The organism is Streptomyces hokutonensis, assembly GCF_000376565.1.
Lineage (GTDB): Bacteria > Actinomycetota > Actinomycetes > Streptomycetales > Streptomycetaceae > Streptomyces > Streptomyces hokutonensis.
In genome coordinates this window covers 105506-124866 of the sequence record NZ_BARG01000053.1, presented here as the reverse complement: position 1 = coordinate 124866, position 19361 = coordinate 105506, and the positions used below count along the sequence as shown (strand labels likewise).

The following is a 19361-nucleotide window of genomic DNA, read 5'->3' as shown; positions in this document are numbered from 1 at the left end:
TGACCCGGCCCTAAAGGACCGGGCTTGGAGGTAGCGCCCAACTGGCTGCTGGGTTGACTCCTCCGTCCAGACACCCCTATCGGGTGGCAGGGACGCGTGACTCACGCCCCGCGTTCCACACGATCTCGCCACGGGTGGCGATGTTGTGGGAAGCATTCCGGTCGGCGTGGGCAACGACCCCGCACCCGCGGCAGATGAAAAGTCCCTGGTCGATACGGTTGCGTTTGTCGACGTGGCCGCACTCGGCGCATGTCTGGGACGTGTACGCGGGATCGACGAAGACCAAGGGCACGCCTGCCCTCTTGGCCTTGTAGACGATGAAGCCTCCGAGCTGGGCGAAGGACCAGGAGTGGAGCGCGACCCGTTGGGGCTTGCGGAGCCGTACCCTCTGCCGGATTCCCTTGAGTTCTTCCAGGGAGATCCCGGCCGAGGTGCGTTCAGCCTCGGTCACGATCGTCTTGGCGATGATGTGGTTGGTGTTCTTGACGTGTCGTGCCTCGCGTCGGGAGCGCTCCTTGAGCCGACGCTTGGCGGACTTGGTGCGCTTCTTCTGGAGCTTGGCCCGCAGGGCAAGCTGCCTCTTGCGATACCGGTTCAGGGCGCGTCCGGCGGCCTGGTAGCCGGTGGATGTGGTGGCGATGTTGACGATGCCGAGGTCCACGCCGATGAAGCCGTCCGGCTCGTACGTCTCGGCCTCGGGAACCTCGCACGTGGCGACCAGATAGAAGACACCGTCACGCTCGATCAGGTCGGACTCACCCTTGCGGTACTGCTGGAGCACCTTGAGCGCGTCCGCCGAGCACACGAACCGTACTGCCTTCAACCGGCCTTCGGTGGTCCAGATCGAGACCGTCCGCTGGTCGTACTGCCAGCTCATACAGCGGTCGTCATACGGCTGCGCGGCATCGGGACGGAACGTGATCGGCTTCGACTCCGCCTTGCGGCGGCGCTTCGACTTCGGCTTGCCGAGGTTCCCGGCCCGGATGTTCGCCCTCAAGGTGGTGTAGGCGTCGCGCACCTTCTTGATGGTGTGCTGGGCGGACTGCGCCCCGAGACCTTCGGCCTTGAGGCGCGGGTAGGTGTGCTTGCGCAGCTCGTACTCACGCGGGACCCCGTGGGCGAACGCCACTGCCGAGACCCAGCACGCCAGATCGTTGACCGTGCGCAGGGTCGCGGACAGCGCGGCGGCCTGCTGGGCCTCTGGCATCAGCTTCACCTGCGTCACGATCTTCACGACGATCATCGTACTACCGTTGATCTATGTCACCACGCTGGGAGCCAAACCCCAACATTCGCAGGGGCCGTACGGTCGTCTACACCCTCCACGCCCACTTGGTCTTCACACCCAAGTACCGGCGCGGACCGTTTACCGACGAGATCCTTACGCACTGCGAAGAGATCATGCGGGCCGTGTGCGCCGACTTCGAAACCGAGCTGGTGGAGTTCAACGGCGAGCGTGATCACGTCCACCTGCTCGTGCACTACCCGCCCAAGGTCGCCATCTCGCGGTTGGTCGGCTCCCTCAAGGGGGTGTCCGCCCGCAGGCTCCGCCAGGAGTTCCCCAGCCACATCCGCAAGTACCTGTGGGGCAACCACTTCTGGTCCCCGTCCTACTTCGCCGCATCCTGCGGCGACGCACCGCTAGAGATCATCAAGGAGTACATCGAGAACCAGAAGCGACCCGGCTGAGGGCAGCAGTGCAGACCCGTGCGCCCGTGCAGGTCACCCCTGTCTTGGGAAGCGCTTCCTCCCGGGCGTGAACGCCCAGGGTTCCGCGCTAGATCACGCTGAAGCGCCGGCGCCGTGGTTGATCTCGATGCCGCCGGGCTCGAAGAACTCCGTGACCGTGCCGGCGGCGGACGCGGTGACGGTGGCGCCCAGGGTCGGGCCGTCGACGTGGTACATGTCGAGTTTCTTGTCGTCGGGATCGTGGCCCAGATACGTCTGCAGCTGCCAGGTCTGCCCGCAGGGGAACGGCAGCCGGAAGTCGGGGCGGGCGGTGGGCGCCGCCGACGCGGCCGGTGTGCTCGCGCACAGTCCCGCCGTCATCAGCAGCGCCGTCAGTGTCGCCGCCCAGCCCGCTCTTCCCGTCGGCCTCAACCTCATTGCCCTCGCCCTCTCTTCGCCTCGGTGTGCGGCAACGACGGTGCCGTACCGGGGCTTTGAAGGGACTCCGGCACGTTACGGAGTGACCGCCGGGGTGGGGCGGCTCAGGTGCCGCACTGGCGGGTCACTCCGCCGGTCGCGTCGCCCTTGAGGTAGATGCCGCTGACGTAGCCGACACCGCCCGCGTTCAGGGGGAGTTCGATCCACTTGTCGCTGGTGTAGCCCTCGTCGGTGATGACCTGGCCGGTCTTCCAGCAGTTCGCCGGGTAGCTCTGGTTCGGGTACACCGTGCTGACCACGTCGCATGAAGTGGAGGCGCAGGAGCGGACGTTGGCCTGCATCCACGCCGTGACGTTCGTCTGGCCGCCGGTGTCGCCGGACGGCTGGAAGGTCACGTCCACCCAGTCGTTGTCCGTCATGCCCAGGCCGTCCCAGAAGGTGCCGTCGGCGACGTCGATGCCGGCCGGGTTGGCGACCCTGCGCCCGAACTCGTCGAGGCCGCCGTTGTAGCCGGACTGGTAGGCCGCCTGTGCCTCGGGGGTGCCCTGCGGCAGATCACGCCACATCTGCCGCTGCGCGGACGGGTTCCAGTAGTCGTCCTGGGTGTTCCAGGGGCCGACGTCCCAGACCGGTGCGGTCTCGCAGCGTCCCGTGCGCTGGTAGCAGAGCCGCACCTGGTACTCGTGGCCGCCGTTGGAGGCGAGCATCCGCCGGGACGGCAGCGCGACGAAGTGGTCGCGCTGCTGGATGACATGGCCGTTGGCGGTGGTCTGTCCGGCGAGGCCCTCGCGGGTGGCGAAGATCCGGTACGTCGGGGAGGCCGCGGTCAGCGCGCGGGGTGCCCGGGGAGCGGGCTGGGCGAGGTCGGCGTGTACGGAGACGGCCGAGACCGCGGGGGCGGCGGTACGGGTGCCGAGCAGGGTCAGCCGTACCTGGACGACGGAGACGGCCTGCGCCAGCCGCAGCCGACCGGCGCGGTCGGGGGTGGTCCACTGCGTCCACCGTCCGGGGTGGTCGCTTCCCCGCACCTCGGTCACCACCTGCGTTCCGGCCGGTACTTGGGCCCGTGGGCGGATCGTGAACGCGTCGGCCTGCCGTCCGAGGCTGCGGGCCGGCGCGGTGTACACGGCGAACGCCCTGCCGGGAGCGGACGCGGTGCGGGCGCGGCGGTCGGCGATGGTCAGCGCGCCGTTGTTGCGGTGGCCGGTGTTGTGCTGGTCGGCCGACGCGGCGCCGAGATCGATGCGCCAGTCGGTCGCCGGCCGGGCGGCGGGGCGTTCGTGGCCGGGGCCGTCGGCGGCAGCGGCGGCGACCGGTGGCAGCCCGCCCAGAACCAGCAGGGCGCACAGGCCCTGTATCAGTCGTCTGGTGGTGGATCGCATGACGCATCTCTCCAACTGGTCGGGAAAATGGTGCTGTTGACGGTCCACAGCCCTATCCGCCCGTGCGCCGCCGCGTCATTCCGGAACGTTCCGGATGCCGCCGGCCGACGGGGCGCGGATAGCTTCCGTGCCGTCCACCAGAAGTCACCGGAGAGGAAGCCCCGTGCGTCTGTTCCCGTACGCCGGACTCGTCACGGCCGCCGCCGTCCTGCTGCCGCTGACGGCGGCCCTGCCCGCCGCCGCGGCACCGGCCGCCCCGGCCGCGTTCGCCGCCTCGTGCCCGACCGCCGGGGTCATCACCCAGGGGTACAGCGACAGCCACGACGGCGTCGACATCGCCGACGCCCAGGGCACGCCCATCTACGCCGTGGGCGCCGGCGAGGTCATCGACTCTGGTCCCGCCAGCGGTTACGGGCAGTGGATCCGCATCCTGCACGACGACGGCACGGTGACCGAGTACGGGCACATGTACCAGCGGGACGTCGTCGTCGGTCAGCATGTCCAGGCCGGTCAGCGCATCGCCCTGATGGGCAGCGAGGGCGAGGCGACGGGGCCGCACCTGCACCTGCGGGTCAGGATCGGCACGTCCACCACGGTGCGCGGGATCGACCCGATGCCGTATCTGCGGGACCGCGGGGTGAACCTGCCCTGCACGCCCGGCGGTGGTGGTGGGCAGGGCACCACCGTGACCGCCTGGGCGCAGGCCAACGTCCGCTCCTGCGCGGCCACTTCGTGCGCCGTCGTCAGCACGGTGTACCCCAACGAGAGCTACCCGGCGAACTGCTGGAAGACGGGCCAGCTCGTCACGGCCGAGGGCTACAGCAACGACAAGTGGATCGAACTGCCCCTGAACGCGGGCGGTGTCGGCTACGTCAGCGCGATCTACCTCAAGGGCGACGACAAGGGCAACGTCAGCCGCCAGTGCGGTTGACCGTTCCCCGGTCCGAGCTCCCGCACCAGACTCCCCGCCGCACTCGGCTGCGGGGCACGCACCACCACCCCACCGAAGGGAACACCCATGTCCGTCTCCGTCCTGACCCGCGTCGCGGCGCTCGGCGTCTCCGCCGCCGCCATCGCACTGGTGCCCGCCGCGACGGCCTCGGCGGCCGACGCCGTGAACACGTTCAGGAACCAGGCGACCAGCCGCTGCATCGACGACACCAACGCAGGCTTCCGCACCTGGGACTGCAACGGCTCCACCCCGCAGAACTGGATCGTCCACAAGTGGGCCGACGGCACCGTGCAGTTGAAGAACGCCTTCACCAACCGCTGCATGTACGACAGCGACCAGGGGTTCAAGACCGCGAACTGTGACTCCAGCACCAACCAGAGCTGGCTCGTGCACAAGTGGGGCGACAACACCATCGAGCTCAGGAACCAGGCGACCAACCGCTGTATCGACGACAGCAGCGCCGGCTTCCGCACCTGGTCGTGCAACTCCGGTCAGAACCAGAGCTGGTTCTGACACCTGCCCCACCCATCCCAGTCCAGCGCGCTCCGGTGCCACCATCGTGGGACGGTGGCGCCGGAGCGCGCTGATGAGGTGATTGCGACAAAGCCAAGCCGGTTCTGGAACTGGACAACGCGCCGGCCCCATCCGTGTGTCCGGGGCCGGCTGCCGGCATCGGTGCGGTGTCCCTTTGCCTGCTGGTCGATCACTTCGCCTGGGCGAGCCAGACCGCGTCGGGGCCGGCCGGGAAGCGCAACTGGCCGGTCGTGTCGTGCACGGCGCGCCACACCGTCTGGGCGACGTCGCTCTCCTTGGTGAACAGGTCCTGACCCGTGAAGGCGTCCATGGTCTTCTTCGCCCACGGTGCGTAGGGCGCCGGGACCAGCTCGTCCACCGGGGCGCCGTTCGTCGCGTTGGCGGCGAAGTTCGTCGTCAGGCAGGCACCCGGCTCGACCGTCTTCGCCTGCACGCCGAAGGGCGCGAGTTCGAGCGAGAGGGACGCGGTGAATCCCTCGATGGCCATCTTGCTCGCCTTGTAGACGGCCGAGAGGGGCATGTGGCCCAGCACCACACTGGAGGTCACGTTGACCACCACGCCGGAGCCGCGCTCACGGAACTCGGGGAGCACGGCCTGCGTTGTTGCCATCACGCCGAACGTGTTGGTCTCGAAGACGTCCCGCACCCTGGTCATGGGGGTGCCCTCGAACACGCCGATCGACGGGACGCCCGCGTTGTTGACCAGGACGTCGATGGGCCCGGCTGCCTCGAACGCGGCAGTGATGCTCTCGGGCCTGGTCACATCGAGCTCGACGACGCGCAACCGGTCCGAGTCGGGCAGAAGGCCCGCACGCGGTGTGCGCATCGTGGCGATGACGTTCCACCCCTGCGAGTGGAAGTAGAGGGCGGTCGCCCGCCCGTATCCGGATGAGGCACCAGTGATCAGAACTGTCTTCATGCTGTGATCCTCGCGACGTGATGGGATCCGCGGCGAGCAGGCATTTTCCTACCCAGCGGAAGAACTACTGATCCCAGTTAATCGCTCTGACCTGGAAAGATAGTAGAAGTATCCTCTTCCGAACTTGCACGATCCTCCTCCGATCTTCCGGCTGCACTCAGGGAAGGATGCCCACGGGGGTGCGCGCGACGTTCCGCAGGCGGACCGCGTCCCGGCTCGGGGGCTCACCGAACTGACGGCGGTACTCGCGGCTGAACTGCGACGGGTTGTCGTAACCGACGCGTTGCCCGACCCCTGTGACGTCTCCGGGGTGGGTGGCCAGCAGCAACCGGGCCTCCTGGAGGCGGATCTGTTTCTGGAACTGGATGGGACTCATCGCGGTCACCGCATGGAAGTTGCGGTAGAAGGCGGAGACGCTCATGCCGGACAGCCGGGCCACGTCCTCGACCCGGAAGGGCTGCGCGTAGTGCTCGCGGATCCAGCGCACGGCCCGGGAGACATGGCTGAGGCCGCTGTCGGCCAGGCCGAGTTGGCGAACCGTCGCCCCCTGCTCGCCGGTGATCAGCCGCCACAGGATCTCGCGCTTGGCCAGCGGGGCCAGTACCGCCCGGTCGCGGGGCTGGTCGAGCAGGCGCAGCAGCCGGACAACCGTGTCGAGCAGGGCGGGCGGGGCGTCACTGACGGCGATCCCCGACGGCGCGCCTCCGCCGGTGCGGGGAAGGTCGCCGGGACCTGCCTGCAGCAGGAGTTCGGCGACGGCGGACGGTTCCAGGGTGAGGCCGAAGCCAAGGGCCGGCTGTTCGGGATCGGCCTGGGTGAACTGCCCGGTGACGGGCAGGTCGACGGATGCGACGAGGTACTGCCCGGGCCCGTACTCGTAGACCCTGTCGCCCAGTGCGAGGCGTTTGGCGCCCTGGGCGATGACGGCGAGCACCGTGCCGGACGTGGAGGGCGCCGGCGGATCCGGCCGGTCGACCTTCGAGATCAGGACGCCGTCGATGGCGGTGGTCCAGTCGGGCCGGGCATGCCGGTCCAGCAGGGTGCGCAACTCTTCCAGGGACATGTGCCCATTGCAGCACTTCGCCGCCACCCCGCTCCCGAAATCGCGAGGATCGTGCAAGTGCCCGCGAGCATCGTTCTAACGTTTCAGCAGGTCAGAGGCATTGAATGGAATCACCTCACTCCACCACGCAAGGAGAAACTCATGCTTGCCAACTACGGCTTCAACGCTACCCTGACCGCCAGGCCCGGGATGGGCAGCCGACTGGTCGACCTGCTGCTGACCGGCCTGGACGCGGGCAGCCCCGGCGCGAGCGAACACTGCGTCGTCTACCTCGTCTCCCGATCCGCGTCCGACCCCGACGTCATCCATGTCACGGAGGGCTGGACCAGCGAGGAGGACCACCACCGGATCTTCGCCGGTGAGGCCGCCCAGGCAATCGTGGCGCAGATCACCGGGCTGCTGGCCAAGGAGTCCGAGTACACCGACTACGTCCCGGTCCTCGGCAAGACCGCCTTCTGAACACCGGACCGACCTGTCCACCCATCACCCCCTCACCTGCCCGGACGCCCACGCTGTCGTCCGCCCGGCACCACACCGCGAAAGGCCCACGCCATGACCCCTGCGCGTCCCGCTCTGGACCCCGAACTGCGCGAGCTGTTGACCGGCATGCCCCTCATGTCCCAGCTCACCCCGGAAGTTCTCGCGCACCTGCGACAGCTCCCCTCCACGCCCGTCGACCCGCTCCTGGCACACCGGAACGTCCACCGACGCGAGGTCAGCGTGGCCGCCAAGGACGGTGCCCCGATCCGCCTGTCGGTCTTCAGCCCCGCGAACACCGATACCACCACGGCCGCCCCCTGCGTCTACTGGATCCACGGGGGTGGGATGGTCATGGGCGACCGCTTCTCGCAGATCGACATCCCGCTGGAATGGCTCGACGAGTTCGGCGCGGTCGTGGTCTCCGTGGACTACCGGCTCGCACCGGAGGCCACCGGCACCACCCTCGTCGACGACTGCTACCAAGGTCTGCTCTGGACCGCCGAACACTCCGAAGAACTGGGCATCGACCCCACCCGGATCATCGTCGCCGGCGCCAGCGCCGGCGGCGGTCTCGCTGCCGGCCTCACGCTGATGGCCCGCGACCTCGGCGCCCCGTCGATCGCCGCACAGGTGCTGATCTGCCCCATGCTCGACCACCGCAACACCACCACATCCAGGCGCCAGTTCACCGGCGTGCCCGGTGTCTGGACCGGCGAGATGAACGAGTTCGGCTGGCAGGCCGTTCTCGGCGATCTCCCCGTCGACGAGGTGTCCGCCTACGTCTCGCCCGCCCGGGCCGAAGACCTCTCGGGCCTGCCGACCACCTACATCGACGCCGGTTCCGCCGAAGTCTTTCGTGACGAGGACACCGACTACGCCACCCGCATCTGGGCGGCCGGCGGCCAGGCCGAACTCCACGTCTGGGCAGGCGGCTTCCACGGTTTCGACGCTCTGTACCCGCAGGCGGACCTCTCGGTCGCAGCCCGCCGAACCCGCACCGACTGGCTCGCCCGACTCCTGCACCCGAACGGTTCCGCGGAACGCACTCGACCCACTCACGCCGATGGCCGCAGAGGAGAAACGCAGTCGGTGTGACCTACCGAACTCACACTCCAACCGTCCCTCCTCGGCCTGCGACAACGCGCCATGCGCCAGGCCCTGGCCCGGAAGGACGGGCCAGATCTCTGACCTGCGGTCGGGCGCCAGCCCGTCAGAGGCGACGCCGCTGTCCCGCACGACGCGAACAGACAGGCCGGCGTCACGTGCCACGTCGGCCCTGTCCCGTCAGCCGCCGTTCTGTGTGGCCGTCTTGGAGTAGTTGTCCTGCCAGGCTGCCTTGGCGCCCGAGTCGCCGATCCGGTAGACGTCCACCACGGCGCCGACCGCGACAGCGAGGGAAACAACCACGACCACGCCCCGAACCAGTGCCGAGGGCGACCAGGAGGCCCCCGCCGCGCCAGCCCAGCGGGGGCGGACCGGCGGGTCGTCCACCAGACGACGGCCGAGAAAACGAAGAGACCGAGAGCCCACGGGAGCAGGCCGTCGCCGGGTTCGGCGTGCTTGCGCACCAACGGGTCACTGCCGACGTGCTGCTCCAGCCACTCCCCCGCGTGGGTGGCCACCGGAACGCTCGCCAGCGTCACGAGCGCGAGGATCGGCAACAGCAGGCCGAGCCGCCGGGCGCCCGCAGGCCAGGCCGGGGATCGCCAACACTTGAGCATCCGGAACGTCCATGTTCGACACTGTGACGAACCGCAGCGCTGGTAGATATTCGGCTTCAGTGGGCGGTATGAGACCTGATGCCCGATTCTTGGTTTCGTGCGGGGCGAGTGGGCAGGTTGCAGCGACGTCGGTCGGCTATGGCCGGGGCTGGGTGAACAGGCCCTGCTCGGTCTCGGCCAGAATTCCACGGTCGGTCAGCCTCTTGAGCTTGAGGCGGATGTTGTTGATGTTGTTGGGTGCGACCGTCAGGTCCATCGCCTCGCAGACCTGCCGGGCCCGCAGCGGATGGCTGGCCGCGGTGAACACGGCCATGATCTGCTGGTAGGCCGGGTGGTCCGGCAGTTTCGGTGCCGGGGGTGCGGGCGGTCGCGGGTCGGGCAGCTCCAGCAGTGTCTTGCGGGTGATCCGGACTTCCTCGGCGGCCCGGTCGAGTTCGTCGAGGTGTGCGGTCAGCTGTGTGATCTGTTCCCGCGTCGTCTCGGCCTGCGCAGTGATCTCGCGTTCCCGCTCCTCCAGCCGCGCCAGCACTGCGCCGAGCGTCAACTCCCCGCCGGTCATGCGGTGCGCCAGGCCGGCGTGGTCGCCCCGGACAGCCGGCGCAGTATCACCGCGGTCATCGCCCAGTACACTCGCGACTCCGAACTGCGGGGCCGGTGTTCGTAGTCGCGCACCAGTCTGCGGGACAACACCAAGATCCCAAAAGCGCGCTCCACGACCCACCGCTTGCCTGGGTAACGAACCCGGTCTGCGCGGGGTTGCGCTCCACGACCTCCACCGCGATGCCCACCTTCTGCCCGTGCGCGACGACCGCGTTCTTGAAGCCCTGGTCGACCAGGACCGTCTCCACGGCGTCGGTGTCAGCGGCGACCTTGTCCAGCAACGCAATCCTGACGGCGTTCTCGTGCGCCGAGGCGGCCGCCACGACCACCGCGATCACCAGCCCCAACACGTCAACGGCCAGGCCGCGTTTGCGGCCCGGTACTTTTTTTGCCGCATCACGTCCCGTCGACTGTGCGGGCACTCCGACTGCGGCGTGCACGCTCTGGGTGTCTAGCACCACCAGGCTCGGGTCCGCCTTCCGGCCCATCTTCTCCCGCACCTGCCAGCGCAGCAGGTCGTGGATGGTCTGGTCGATGCCGCCGTCGCGCCAGGTGTAGAAGTAGTACTTCACCGCGCCGGGCGGAGGGAAGTCGTGCGGGAGTAGGTCCCACTGACAACCTGAACGGCCCTGGTGGAGCAGCGCGTTGACGATCTCCCGCATCTCGTACCGACCCTGATGGCCGCTGACCGAGGGATGCGCGGCCTTCCACGCGGTGATCACCGGCTCGACCAGCGCCCACTGCTCATCGCTCAGGTCGGTCTCGTAGGGCTTGCGCTCGCTCACGGCGACCAGCCCAGCATGCCCATGGCCGCCGACCGGCCGGGATGCCGCACTGCCACACGTTCAGGTGACGACAAAAAACCTATACACTCACATACCGCCCTCTGATGTCACCTGTTCCAGGGAGGCCTGGCTGCGTCAGTTAGTATGCCTTGCAGCATACATAGTATTTGGAGACAGGATCATGCCACGGAGAAGCGATGCTCGGCAGAAGATGATCGAGGCGGCTCGCGGCCTCATTCGTGAGCGCGGCCTAAACGCGACGGCGATCTCAGACGTTCTTGAGCGCAGTGGTGCGCCGAGAGGGTCGGTGTACTTCCACTTTCCTGGTGGCAAGCCGCAGTTGGCCGTCGAGGCGGCCGCGTCTCATGCTCATCAACAAGTGAGCCTGATCGACGAGTTTGCTGCCGAGTCGACCTCGGTCGAGGACCTGATCAAGCGGTACGTCGACGCCGGCCGTGACGGGATGCTGGCCAGTGATTACTCGCGTGGGTGCGGTCTTGCGCCCCTTGTCACCGAGGGGTCACTCGGCGGCGAGGAGATCGCCGAAACGAGCATGCGTGGCTTCACGGAGATGGTCGACCGTATCGCGTTCCACTTCGTCGCCTTCGGCCTCGACCGCGCCTCCGGTCGCGATCTTGCCAACGCGGTGATCGCCAGCATGGAAGGCGCCATGATCACCTCCCGCGCGTTCCGCAGCGCTGCTCCCTGGGACTCGGTCAAGGCCTCGCTTCTGGCCTACGCGGAAACCAGTCGCTGACCAAGGCGCTTTCAAGTACCGTCAAGGCCTTGAGTCGAAGTATGTATAGTGAAAGACATAGAACCAATCGTCTGCCCTTGAGCAAAGGAAGACGTCATGGCACGTGTACTCATCACCGGAGCGTCGCGGGGCATCGGGCGCGGTATCGCGGTCGAACTGTCGAAACGTGGCCACGAAGTCGTCGCTACTGCTCGGGACTTGTCGTCGCTCGATGACATCCCCGCCGCGCAGCGGCTGCAGCTCGACGTCACGAATCAGCCGTCCGTCGATGCCGCCGTCGCTGCTGCTGGGCAGGTCGACGTACTGATCAGCAACGCCGGCGCAACGGTTCGCGCTCCGCTCGAGACGGTTCCGCTGGATGAGGTGACGCGGCTGTTCGAGCTGAACACCTTCGGAGCCCTCCGTGTGGCGCAGGCGGTGCTGCCGCAGATGCGCGAGCGCGGTTCCGGCCGGATCGCGTTCATTTCCAGTGTTCAGGGGCGGATCGCGATTCCCCTCATCGCTCCCTATTCAGCGTCGAAGTGGGCGCTCGAGGGAATCGCGGAAGGCTTGGCGATCGAGGTGCGTCACTTCGGCGTCGAGGTGCAGGTGTTCGAGCCGGGCGCGGTGTCCTCGGGTGGCGCCGAACGAGCGAAGGTGTTCCTCGACGAGAACGACCCGTACTTCCCGATGCTCGAGCAGCTGGCCGGGTTCCGGACCGAGCCGGTCACTGTCGACGAGTTCGCCACGGTCGTCGCCGATGCGATCAAGAACACCGAGGTGCCGTTCCGTGTTCCGGTCGGCAAGGCCGCGATTGCGCAACTGCGGGCGCGCAAGGCTGCACCGGAGACTGAGCCGTTCGTCGCCGCGCCACTGAACTGGTGAACAGCGACGCAGCCTCAGCCTTCCGAAGAAGAAGCCCGTGCACGAACGCAGATCACAAGGGGCGTTCCCAGATGCCTGAGCATGACAGCCGTGAGCCCCGCACTCAGCCGGCGACTACCGAATACGGCCCAGATGGCGATGTTGGTGGTTCGGAGCTCGGTCTCGACAACCCGGTGTTGTTCTCGCTGGCCGGCAGTCATCGTCTGCTGGCAGTCAGCTCCGGCCGGGTCGCCCGCTATCCCGAAGACGTTTCTCCGTTCATGGCGATCCCCGACGACGCCACGGCTAACGACTGGGCACAACTCAGCAGGCTCGCGGGACAGGATCCGATCACCCTTATCGACCCGCCCACGCCGCCTGAGGGCTGGGTACTGCAGCGCGAGCTCGCGGTCGTCCTGATGACCGGGCCGCGCGTGCACGGAAACGTTCAAGACCACGAACTGACCATCGTGCCGCTCGACGACGACGACGCTCCGGAGATGCTCGAGCTGGCACAACGCACCAAGCCCGGGCCTTTCGCGGCGCGTACCCATCGGCTCGGGTCGTTCTTCGGGGTCCGGGACAACGGCGCTCTCGTCGCGATGGCAGGGGAGCGGCTGCGGCCTCCCGGATGGACCGAGATCAGCGCGGTGTGCACTGACGAGGCTTACCGGGGACGCGGTCTTGGACGCGCCTTGATGGAGCACGTGATCGACGGCATCCGCGCCCGAGGCGAGCAGCCGTTCCTGCACGTCGCCGCGACGAACGCAGGCGCGATCCGCCTCTACGAGCGGATGGGCTTCGAAACCCGGCGGGCCTCGCAAGTGGCCGTCTTCGGACTCCGCCTTTGACCTCTCAGCCGCCCGCCGCGCCCTCGAGCGGTGCGGCGGGCCTTGTTCCGCCGAGCGCTGCGAGCGCGGCTGCGGAGAGTATTTGAACGGTTCGGGCCGGTACGAAGTTTGGTCCACTCGCGCGGAAGTCGGCCTCGCTGTTGCGGACGACTCGGCGACCGTCAGCGCCAGGCGCCCGCCGGTCCGCTCGACGTTGTCGTTCGTGCCGGCGAAAACGCCGTCGCGGTAGTCGAGTGCGACGTGGCTGAAGTGCTGCACGCGGGGCTCGGGCATGCCTCGATCCAGCATCGCTGCCGTGAACGCTTCGACGGTCAGTGGCTCGTAGTGGACCGGAGGTCCCAGCGTGTCAGCGGTGACAGCCGCGATCTCGTGGTGATTGAACTCAACGGGCCCGTGCAACGTGTACACCGCGCGATCGCGGGGTTCAGGGTCGCCGAGAACCGCGGCGATCACGCGAGACTGATCCGCGGTGGCGATCGGCGCGTGTCGGCCGTCGCCGAACGGCAGCCGTAGACATCCCTCACCGTCGCGAAGTTCCCACCAAAGCTTCAGCCACTCGGCGAAAGACGTCGGCCTCACATGTGTGGTGAGCAGATCGGCGCGATCGAGCAGCCGCTCGCTGAGGCAGTGGTCCCGGGCGGCGTGACTGCCAGCCCCACGACGTGCGGAGATCTGCGACATGTTCACCACCGACCGCACCCCCGCGTCGACTGCGGCTTGTGCGAAGAACGTCGTCGCGTCGATCGGTCCCGGCATGATCGGATAGCAGAAGTAGGCCGCGGACACGCCTCGCACGGCGGCATCGACCGCGGTGAAATCGAGCAGGTCGGCGACGGCGATCTCTGCGCCGGCGCGACGGAGCGCGTCGGAGCGATCGTCTTCACGATGCACCAGCGCGCGGACCCGGCGCCCCTGCTCCAGCAGAACCCTCGCAGCACCGCCTCCGGTTTTACCGGTCGCACCGGTGATCAGGAACAACTCGTCGTTCGGTATACGTTCCTTCCATCATTTCGCTCGAGGATGAAACTCATTGCGAGGTGCCGCCGGCGGGAGCCGATGGCGCTGCCGCGCCACTCGTGCGCGGGCAGTCGTTTCAATGGTTCGTACTGCGACGAAGAGGATGAAAAGTGTGGTGCATCCCAGCGCCACCCAGGCGTACGTCTCCCAGCCTGGAGGTCGTACTGCGGAGAACCAGCGGACGGCGTAGTTCGTCGTCGACGCGAGCGGGAAGGTGAAGATCCACCAGCCGCCGGTGAAGGTGAGGGTGCGGTACTCGCCGATCAGCGCGCCCTGTACCAGGAGCATCAAGACGAGAACTCCGGTCATCAGCTCCTGCGCCTGGTCGACACGTCCCGGATGGGCGACGATCCACGCGAGATTGGCCGTGGAGGTGCCGGCGACGAACGCGGTCATCGCCGGCCGGACTGCGTCGGGAAGTCGTTCGCCGATGAGCATCCGGACGGTGACGATCGCGGTCATGGCAACCCAGAAGAACAACCCTGCGCCGATGGCGGCGATGGCGAGGGACGGCTGACCGAGGGCGGACAAGCCGATGCTCGCGATGAACGGGCCGGCGACCGCGGGAATGTAGTAGCCGGGATGGATGGCGTGCAGATCTACGGCGCCGCTGAGCCAGTGGGCGATCAACTGGGCGACGACGACCGCCAGGGCCACGATCGCTGCGCCGCAGATCCAGGCGAAAATCGTGAAGCTGTAGGCCGTGTAGTGGGCGGACAGCAGTACGGCAACGAGCGGGATGACGGACGCGAACGGTCCGCTGAACGGATGCCGCAAGTCATCACCGAACGCGCCGCGCGTCCGCACACCGCCGCGAAGATAGCCGATCACGAAGGCCAGCCAGAGCGCGTCGCTGGCACCGTAGAAGATTTCGGCGGGCCATGTTGGTGCGTGGACGGCGGTAGCAGCCGCTGACCAGGCTCCGCCGAGCCCCGCCATGCCGAGCGGCATACCGAACAGGGTCAGCGGAAGACGCTGTTTCGTGTCGCTGGCTCCGGCGGGCTTCAGGGTTGGGCTGGATTCGGTGGCCAGATCCACGAGGTGCCTCCTTCCGTTCGTTGTTCTCCTGCAGGTCGCCGGTCACTCAGCGGTCAGGGGGACCCATTCGGCGATCGAGAATCCAGAGCCGTCACGCGTCAGCCGAAGGCCACCGGTCCGGCCGAAGTGAGCGGGCAGCATGATGCTTCCGGCATCGGCGACGGCCGCCAGCACCGTCCTTCGTGAGGAAACAGCCCGAACGGGGTCGGCATCGAAGACCATGTGCTGTTCGGGGTGGGCCAGTTGCATCGGCGTGTGGACGATGTCGCCGGTGATGACCGCGCTTTCGCCGGCCGAGACGATCATGACGACCGAGGAGCCTGGACTGTGGCCTGGTGCGGGAACGATGGTGATGTTTTGGTCGACGACCCGTTCGCCGGTGTAGAAGGATGCCTGCCTGGTGTCGACGACCGGCAGGACGCTGTCGAGGAACACCTCGTCCGCTCCTGAGTCCGACCCCCGGCTCCGGTTCCACTCCTCGTAGTCGGCGTCCGGCAGCAGATACGTCGCGCGCGGGAACGTAGGACGCCACTGACCGTCCACGAGGCGCGTGTTCCAACCGACATGGTCTTGGTGGATATGGGTGTTGATCACGGCATCGACAGCCTCGACGTCTCCGATCTCATCGCGCAGCCGCGACAGGTAGTCGGTGTCGAGGCCGTTGAAGGGCGGGACCTGAGGCCGGTTCTTGCCGTTGCCGATGCCGGTGTCCACCAGGATGAGCTGCCCGTCGCTGCGAATCACATAGCTGCGGGAGTACAGCGGGACTCCGTCGGTCTGCGCCGACCAGAACGTCGGGTCGAGCCAGGAAGCATTGTCGGACCACTCCCCGGCGTCGCTGGACGGCAGGAGCGTTCCGCGGGTGATGAAAGTCCCTTGCCATTCGAGCAGCGGGACGATGTCGACTTCGCCGACACGAAGGAGGTGGGGCATTACCGGTCCTACTCGTGGGGTCGAGGGGCGCCTTACGCGGCCAGCGCCGGCGGCGACAGCCTTGTTGGGGTGCCGTGCGCTAGCGAAGCCGCTACCCCATGTAAACGATTGCGTTTACTTTGAACCTAGCATGGTTTGCCGATCGAGGTAAACGGCGGCGTATACTCTTGTTGTGACCGAGCTGACGAAGCCAACGAGTGGTGCGCGGGAGCGGATCCTGGCCGCCGCCGTACGACTGTTTCGTGCGCACGGGATCGTGGCGACGCAAATGGAGGCGGTGGCGACCGCAGCTCCGGTGTCGAAGCGGACGCTGTACAAGCACTTCCGGGACAAGTCCACGCTGATCGAGGCCTACCTGCAGGAACGTGACCGGCAGATGTTCGAAGTTCAGTTGGGTTCGGAGGAGAATGCGCGAGAGCAGATCCTTGCCCTGTTCGCTCCGACGACTGCCGATCGGCCCATCGCTGCCTGTCCTTTCATCGCAGCGTCGACAGAATTCCCCGAACCGCACACCGATCCGCATCGGGCGGCCGTCCGGCACAAGCAGGCCTTCCAGGAACGACTACAGCACTTGGCAGGCAGCACCGGCGTCGAAGATCCTGAACACATCGGTACCGTAATTTCGTTGCTCTACGACGGCGCGATCACTCGTTCGCAAGCCTTGAATGATCCGCGCCCTCTGGAAGAGGCCCGTCGCCATGTCGCCGCGTTGCTAGGCGAGGCGGCGGGTGCCGGCCTCTGACGTGTAGCCGGCACCCGCTTTCGGGTTCGCTGGTTGCCTCGCCGTCCGGTCCTCTCGGCTCTAGATCTCGGGGTGCAGGTCTCGAACGGTGCTGGCCTGCTCGAGCAGCTTGCCGATGTGCAGGACGGTCGACTCGGCATGCCAGGCGGCGGCGACCTGGACGCCGATCGGCAGGCCCTCGGAACTGGTCCCGAAGCGCAGCGACAAAGCGGGCAGGCCCGTGACGTTGAACTGGACCGTGTAGGACTGAATGTGGCCCGCGTCGACGCTCTCGCCGTCGATCACGAACTTGGCGGCCCCGTGCGGGTACGCCGGGATCGGGAGCACGGGCAGGATGACGGCGTCGAAGCGGGAGAAGTACTCGGCGTAGCCGTCGCGGATCCGGTCGAAGGCCTGCTCGACGTCGACGTACTCCTCGACCGGGGTGAGCGGTGTCTCCATCAGGGCCTTGGTGTACTTGTACATCTGGCCCTCGTGGCCGGCCGTCGCGGTGGCTACAGCGGGCTTGAGCTCGTTGACGTGCTGCTTGTAGAACAGCGCGAGCGGATTGTCGGCGCGCAGCGCGGGGATCGACACCTCCTCAACCTGTGCCCCTGCGGCGCGGAGTGCTTCGGCGGCGTTACTGACGGTCTGGGCGACCTCCGGGTCCACCGGCCCGAGACCGGAGTCGACGAACCAGCCGACGCGCAGCTGACGCGAAGGCGTCGAGCCGACGCCGGCGTCGTACCCGTTCGGGGCGACCGAGGCACCGTCGACGCCGTCCGGCCCGTTGAGGACCGAGTACGCCAGCTCGACGTCGCGGACCGATCGCGCCATCGGGCCGACGTGCCAGACCCGGCGGGGCTCACGCGGCCAGATCCCGGTCATCGGGACCCGGCCGTGGGTGGGCTTCAGTGCCACGATGCCGGTCAGCGCCGCCGGACCGCGGACCGAGATCGTCAGGTCGGTGCCCAGTCCGATCGGGCTCAGCCCGGCCGCGATCGCGGCGGACTCGCCGCCACTGGAACCGCCCGAGGTGCGCTCGAGGTTCCACGGGTTGTTCGTCGTACCGGTCAGCAGGTTGTCGCTCTCACAGGCGTACGAGAACTCGGGCAGGTTCGTCTTGGCCAGCAGGACGCCTCCGGCCGCCTTCATCCGGGCGACGCTCGTGGCGTCGGCGTCGGGAACGCGTCCCGCGAAGATCGGCGACCCACGCTGGGTCAGTACACCGGCGGTGTCGATCGAGTCCTTAACGGTGAACGGCACGCCGTGGAACGGCCCTACCGCTTCCCCCGAGGCCAGCGCGTCGTCGGCGGCCCGCGCCTCATCGAGGGCGTTCTCGTTGAGCGACACGATCGCCTTCAGCTGCGGATCGACGGCGTGGATCCGGTCGAGATACGCCTGGACGACCTCGACCGAGGTCACCTTCCCGGCCCGGATGAGCTCGGCGAGGGCCGAGGCGTCCGAGTAGATCAGCTCGGTGTTCATGATTCTCCGTAAGTTGTTAGGCGGCCCGGGAGGGCCGGGTGTGGCTTATGGTTCTCTGCCTTCAGTGGCTTCGAAGGAGTGGCTGCCCGGCTCTCCGGGGCGCCCTGGCTGCTGATTGAGATGTGCGCTTCGGTCGCCGACTACGGAGATGACAGCGGGGTGTTCCTCGGGCCGACGGCATGCTGGGCGGAACGAGGAGGGGCGAGTGGGCGAGCGACGGGGCCGGGCTGGAAGGTTCAGTCCCTCCAGCCTGGCGGCATCGGATGCTCAGACCGCGGGCATGAGATCAGTAGCGGCCCACTGATCCAGCTCGCTCAGCCGAGTCTGAAGCGCGTTCCGGATTGCGTCGATCGCGTCCTGCCCGACTGCCAGTCGCAGCGGCGGCTCGTCCATGGTCGCGACGGCGAGAATCGCGTCCGCCACCGCGTTCGGGTCACCCATCGCATCGGCGGGAATCTGCGAGACCTGCTCGAGGAACGCGCCGACGGTGGGCAGGTAGGGCTCGCTCGGCGGTACGACATGAGCCGAGGTGGTGAACTCGGTTGCGAACATGCCGGGCTGGATCACGGTGACCTTCGCGCCAGTCGGTGCGAGTTCGAGAGCAAGCGCTTCGCTGAAGAGCTCCACAGCGGCCTTCGACGCCGAGTAGAGCCCGGACGCTGGCCAGGCGAAGGACCCCACCAGTGAGGAGAGCTGCACGATGCGCCCCTTCGACGCGCGGATCGCGGGGAGCGTGGCGCGCAGTACGGCCAGATTCGCGGACACGTTGGTGTCGAAGTTGGCCTTCGCCTCGTCGGCGCTGGTTTGCTCGACTGATCCGAACAGACCGTAGCCTGCGTTGTTCACCACGACGTCGAGCCCGCCGACGGCCCGAACGGCGTCTCCGACGGTCTTCTCCGCGCCGGGGTCGGTCAAGTCGAGGACGATCGCAGTGACACGGCCTTCCGGTGCGGATGCGACGAGGTCGTCGAGGCGGTCGCGACGGCGGCCGACGGCGATGACCTGGTTGCCGGAGGCGATGACGCGGTCGGCGACGAGCCGCCCGAATCCGGAGGTGGCACCGGTGATGAGCCAGGTGGACATGTGAGGGTCTCCCTTGTGATGGTTGTGTTGCTGCCAGTGGCACCAGTCAAGCCATCGGAAGAGACCGCCGGGGCCTCGGAGCAAGCCC

At 67.6% G+C, this 19361-nt stretch carries 20 protein-coding genes and 2 pseudogenes; 9 read left to right on the top strand and 13 right to left on the bottom strand.

The genetic code is table 11. The annotated features are described in order from the left end of the window. Positions 1-76: 76 nt before the first annotated feature. Positions 77-1243 carry an RNA-guided endonuclease InsQ/TnpB family protein gene (locus tag SSP08S_RS32985; RefSeq protein WP_019071937.1) on the bottom strand — a complete coding sequence of 389 codons (1167 nt, stop codon included), beginning with the start codon at positions 1241-1243 and terminating at the stop codon, positions 77-79. Between the two features lie 17 nt (positions 1244-1260). On the opposite strand from SSP08S_RS32985, the gene tnpA reads away from it, so the two are divergent. Continuing rightward, positions 1261-1689: an IS200/IS605 family transposase gene (gene tnpA, locus SSP08S_RS32980; RefSeq protein ID WP_078532580.1), complete on the top strand. Its 429-nt coding sequence runs from the start codon at positions 1261-1263 to the stop codon at positions 1687-1689. A gap of 93 nt (positions 1690-1782) precedes the next feature. Here the strand turns inward: tnpA and SSP08S_RS32975 are convergent, their stop codons facing one another. After that, entirely contained in the window at positions 1783-2106 is a 324-nt protein-coding gene (locus SSP08S_RS32975; protein ID WP_245608003.1) for a hypothetical protein, read from the bottom strand. Positions 2107-2210: 104 nt separating this feature from the next. Then, positions 2211-3488 carry an SH3 domain-containing protein gene (locus SSP08S_RS32970; protein WP_019071934.1) on the bottom strand — a complete coding sequence of 426 codons (1278 nt, stop codon included), beginning with the start codon at positions 3486-3488 and terminating at the stop codon, positions 2211-2213. Positions 3489-3651: 163 nt separating this feature from the next. Here SSP08S_RS32970 and SSP08S_RS58775 point away from each other — a divergent pair, with 163 nt between their 5' ends. After that, positions 3652-4419, top strand: coding sequence for a peptidoglycan DD-metalloendopeptidase family protein (locus SSP08S_RS58775; RefSeq protein ID WP_019071933.1), 768 nt, complete (start codon positions 3652-3654; stop codon positions 4417-4419). A gap of 87 nt (positions 4420-4506) precedes the next feature. Beyond that, the gene (locus SSP08S_RS58335) at positions 4507-4953 is read left to right on the top strand and encodes an RICIN domain-containing protein (protein WP_019071932.1); all 447 of its coding nucleotides are present in this window, start codon (positions 4507-4509) and stop codon (positions 4951-4953) included. Positions 4954-5143: 190 nt separating this feature from the next. Here SSP08S_RS58335 and SSP08S_RS32955 read toward each other — a convergent pair whose 3' ends face one another. Together SSP08S_RS32955 and SSP08S_RS32950 are read right to left on the bottom strand one after the other, a co-directional pair. After that, positions 5144-5893 carry an SDR family oxidoreductase gene (locus SSP08S_RS32955; protein WP_019071931.1) on the bottom strand — a complete coding sequence of 250 codons (750 nt, stop codon included), beginning with the start codon at positions 5891-5893 and terminating at the stop codon, positions 5144-5146. 157 nt (positions 5894-6050) lie between these two features. After that, the gene (locus SSP08S_RS32950; RefSeq protein ID WP_019071930.1) at positions 6051-6956 is read right to left on the bottom strand and encodes an AraC family transcriptional regulator; all 906 of its coding nucleotides are present in this window, start codon (positions 6954-6956) and stop codon (positions 6051-6053) included. A 141-nt stretch (positions 6957-7097) separates the two neighbouring features. Here SSP08S_RS32950 and SSP08S_RS32945 point away from each other — a divergent pair, with 141 nt between their 5' ends. Continuing rightward, the gene (locus SSP08S_RS32945) at positions 7098-7415 is read left to right on the top strand and encodes a putative quinol monooxygenase (protein ID WP_019071929.1); all 318 of its coding nucleotides are present in this window, start codon (positions 7098-7100) and stop codon (positions 7413-7415) included. A gap of 93 nt (positions 7416-7508) precedes the next feature. Further along, positions 7509-8531, top strand: coding sequence for an alpha/beta hydrolase (locus SSP08S_RS32940; protein ID WP_019071928.1), 1023 nt, complete (start codon positions 7509-7511; stop codon positions 8529-8531). Positions 8532-8720: 189 nt separating this feature from the next. Here the strand turns inward: SSP08S_RS32940 and SSP08S_RS64270 are convergent, their stop codons facing one another. The 3 genes and pseudogenes from SSP08S_RS64270 to SSP08S_RS64800 form a co-directional block, all read right to left on the bottom strand. After that, the gene (locus tag SSP08S_RS64270; protein ID WP_281176160.1) at positions 8721-8843 is read right to left on the bottom strand and encodes a hypothetical protein; all 123 of its coding nucleotides are present in this window, start codon (positions 8841-8843) and stop codon (positions 8721-8723) included. A 450-nt stretch (positions 8844-9293) separates the two neighbouring features. Beyond that, entirely contained in the window at positions 9294-9716 is a 423-nt protein-coding gene (locus tag SSP08S_RS32930) for a hypothetical protein (RefSeq protein WP_019071926.1), read from the bottom strand. Beyond that, a pseudogene (locus SSP08S_RS64800) lies at positions 9713-10542 on the bottom strand (IS5 family transposase). The gene SSP08S_RS32930 and the pseudogene SSP08S_RS64800 overlap by 4 nt, the downstream one beginning before the upstream one ends. Before the next feature lie 211 nt (positions 10543-10753). On the opposite strand from SSP08S_RS64800, the gene SSP08S_RS32920 reads away from it, so the two are divergent. From SSP08S_RS32920 to SSP08S_RS64580, 3 genes are all read left to right on the top strand, one after another. Next, positions 10754-11299, top strand: coding sequence for a TetR/AcrR family transcriptional regulator (locus tag SSP08S_RS32920; RefSeq protein WP_019071925.1), 546 nt, complete (start codon positions 10754-10756; stop codon positions 11297-11299). Between the two features lie 96 nt (positions 11300-11395). After that, positions 11396-12163, top strand: a complete 768-nt coding sequence (locus SSP08S_RS32915; RefSeq protein ID WP_019071924.1) for an SDR family oxidoreductase — start codon at positions 11396-11398, stop codon at positions 12161-12163. A 71-nt stretch (positions 12164-12234) separates the two neighbouring features. After that, positions 12235-12993, top strand: a complete 759-nt coding sequence (locus SSP08S_RS64580; RefSeq protein ID WP_078532578.1) for a GNAT family N-acetyltransferase — start codon at positions 12235-12237, stop codon at positions 12991-12993. A gap of 294 nt (positions 12994-13287) precedes the next feature. Here the strand turns inward: SSP08S_RS64580 and SSP08S_RS59685 are convergent. The 3 genes and pseudogenes from SSP08S_RS59685 to SSP08S_RS32890 all read right to left on the bottom strand — a co-directional run. Then, positions 13288-13971 (bottom strand): annotated as a pseudogene (locus SSP08S_RS59685) (NmrA family NAD(P)-binding protein); the annotation flags it as partial. A gap of 27 nt (positions 13972-13998) precedes the next feature. Then, a complete protein-coding gene (locus tag SSP08S_RS32895) occupies positions 13999-15048 on the bottom strand; it encodes an SLAC1 family transporter (RefSeq protein WP_019071921.1) in 1050 nt (349 codons plus the stop codon). A 42-nt stretch (positions 15049-15090) separates the two neighbouring features. Next, entirely contained in the window at positions 15091-15981 is an 891-nt protein-coding gene (locus tag SSP08S_RS32890; RefSeq protein WP_019071920.1) for an MBL fold metallo-hydrolase, read from the bottom strand. Between the two features lie 172 nt (positions 15982-16153). On the opposite strand from SSP08S_RS32890, the gene SSP08S_RS32885 reads away from it, so the two are divergent. Continuing rightward, the gene (locus SSP08S_RS32885; protein WP_019071919.1) at positions 16154-16723 is read left to right on the top strand and encodes a TetR/AcrR family transcriptional regulator; all 570 of its coding nucleotides are present in this window, start codon (positions 16154-16156) and stop codon (positions 16721-16723) included. 60 nt (positions 16724-16783) lie between these two features. Here the strand turns inward: SSP08S_RS32885 and SSP08S_RS32880 are convergent, their stop codons facing one another. Both SSP08S_RS32880 and SSP08S_RS32875 read right to left on the bottom strand, forming a co-directional pair. After that, positions 16784-18190, bottom strand: a complete 1407-nt coding sequence (locus SSP08S_RS32880) for an amidase (RefSeq protein ID WP_019071918.1) — start codon at positions 18188-18190, stop codon at positions 16784-16786. Between the two features lie 267 nt (positions 18191-18457). After that, positions 18458-19273: an SDR family oxidoreductase gene (locus SSP08S_RS32875; protein ID WP_019071917.1), complete on the bottom strand. Its 816-nt coding sequence runs from the start codon at positions 19271-19273 to the stop codon at positions 18458-18460. Positions 19274-19361: the final 88 nt, after the last annotated feature.

Excerpts from the sequence above, each read along its gene's own strand:
- SSP08S_RS32985 (WP_019071937.1), bottom strand. The coding sequence starts at position 1,243 with ATGATCGTCGTGAAGATCGTGACGCAGGTGAAGCTGATGCCAGAGGCC.
- tnpA (WP_078532580.1), top strand. The coding sequence starts at position 1,261 with ATGTCACCACGCTGGGAGCCAAACCCCAACATTCGCAGGGGCCGTACG.
- SSP08S_RS32975 (WP_245608003.1), bottom strand. The coding sequence starts at position 2,106 with ATGAGGTTGAGGCCGACGGGAAGAGCGGGCTGGGCGGCGACACTGACG.
- SSP08S_RS32970 (WP_019071934.1), bottom strand. The coding sequence starts at position 3,488 with ATGCGATCCACCACCAGACGACTGATACAGGGCCTGTGCGCCCTGCTG.
- SSP08S_RS58335 (WP_019071932.1), top strand. The coding sequence starts at position 4,507 with ATGTCCGTCTCCGTCCTGACCCGCGTCGCGGCGCTCGGCGTCTCCGCC.
- SSP08S_RS32955 (WP_019071931.1), bottom strand. The coding sequence starts at position 5,893 with ATGAAGACAGTTCTGATCACTGGTGCCTCATCCGGATACGGGCGGGCG.
- SSP08S_RS32950 (WP_019071930.1), bottom strand. The coding sequence starts at position 6,956 with ATGTCCCTGGAAGAGTTGCGCACCCTGCTGGACCGGCATGCCCGGCCC.
- SSP08S_RS32945 (WP_019071929.1), top strand. The coding sequence starts at position 7,098 with ATGCTTGCCAACTACGGCTTCAACGCTACCCTGACCGCCAGGCCCGGG.
- SSP08S_RS32940 (WP_019071928.1), top strand. The coding sequence starts at position 7,509 with ATGACCCCTGCGCGTCCCGCTCTGGACCCCGAACTGCGCGAGCTGTTG.
- SSP08S_RS32930 (WP_019071926.1), bottom strand. The coding sequence starts at position 9,716 with ATGACCGGCGGGGAGTTGACGCTCGGCGCAGTGCTGGCGCGGCTGGAG.
- SSP08S_RS32920 (WP_019071925.1), top strand. The coding sequence starts at position 10,754 with ATGATCGAGGCGGCTCGCGGCCTCATTCGTGAGCGCGGCCTAAACGCG.
- SSP08S_RS32915 (WP_019071924.1), top strand. The coding sequence starts at position 11,396 with ATGGCACGTGTACTCATCACCGGAGCGTCGCGGGGCATCGGGCGCGGT.
- SSP08S_RS64580 (WP_078532578.1), top strand. The coding sequence starts at position 12,235 with ATGCCTGAGCATGACAGCCGTGAGCCCCGCACTCAGCCGGCGACTACC.
- SSP08S_RS32890 (WP_019071920.1), bottom strand. The coding sequence starts at position 15,981 with ATGCCCCACCTCCTTCGTGTCGGCGAAGTCGACATCGTCCCGCTGCTC.
- SSP08S_RS32880 (WP_019071918.1), bottom strand. The coding sequence starts at position 18,190 with ATGAACACCGAGCTGATCTACTCGGACGCCTCGGCCCTCGCCGAGCTC.
- SSP08S_RS32875 (WP_019071917.1), bottom strand. The coding sequence starts at position 19,273 with ATGTCCACCTGGCTCATCACCGGTGCCACCTCCGGATTCGGGCGGCTC.